The sequence below is a fragment of the Bradyrhizobium sp. SHOUNA76 genome (assembly GCF_023006445.1).
Classification (GTDB): Bacteria; Pseudomonadota; Alphaproteobacteria; order Rhizobiales; family Xanthobacteraceae; genus Bradyrhizobium.
The window spans coordinates 1-755 of record NZ_JALBHA010001033.1; the positions used below are offsets into that span (position 1 = coordinate 1).

The window sequence follows — 755 nt, forward strand, 5'->3', positions numbered from 1 at the left end:
AGCCACCTGGCCCGCGCCTGCAAGCAGGAGCACGCCGACCGCGATCAGGAACTGCCGCATCCGCTGCGGGATCTGGCCGGAGACGGCGCTCTGCATCAACGTCGCCGTGAAATAGCCGCCGGAAAAGCCGACCGTGGCAATCAGCCACCACGCGATCGCCGCGCCGGCGGGGATGAACTCATGCGAGTTGGAGCGCCAGAGCCCGCCGAGGTCGAGCCCGTAGCGCGCGCCCAGCATGTGCACCGCGAGCGCGAGCAGCACCCCTGAGATCATAGCGGCGCCGAGAATCAGGCGGCGCGGAAAAAAAATCGTCTCAGCCATGTCTCGCTTGTAGGATGGGCGAGGGCGATCACGCAAGCGGGTCGCAGGCGGGACTGCAGGATTGGATTGATTGTGAAGATGCGGGATTCGGGAGCTGAGGCGGCTTCGGGCACGAGCTACGCCTACAAGGCGTCGCTGATCGGCTCGGCGCATCGTTTCGAGCTGACGGAGGAGGGGCTTTCGTGGCACATCGCCGGGCGCTCGGGCTTGTGGCCTTATGACGAGATCAGAGCGATCCGGCTGTCGTTTCGCCCTGTGTCGATGCAGCAGCACCGCTTTCGCGCCGACGTCAGTCACAGCAGTGGCCGCCGTATCGCGATCCTGTCGACGAGCTGGCAGACCGCGGCGCTGATGGCGCCGCAGGACAACGGCTTTCGCGCCTTCATCATCGCGCTGCACGCGCGGATGGCGAAGGCTGGCAGCCGGGCGGCGCT

The 755-nt window shown here is 66.6% G+C and carries 1 protein-coding gene and 1 pseudogene; one reads left to right on the plus strand and one right to left on the minus strand.

What is annotated here, in order from left to right:
- Positions 1–321: hypothetical protein (locus tag MOV74_RS39515; protein ID WP_246933037.1), on the minus strand; the 321-nt coding region annotated here is incomplete at its 3' end.
- Between the two features lie 78 nt (positions 322–399).
- On the opposite strand from MOV74_RS39515, the pseudogene MOV74_RS39520 reads away from it, so the two are divergent.
- A pseudogene (locus MOV74_RS39520) lies at positions 400–755 on the plus strand (hypothetical protein); the annotation flags it as partial.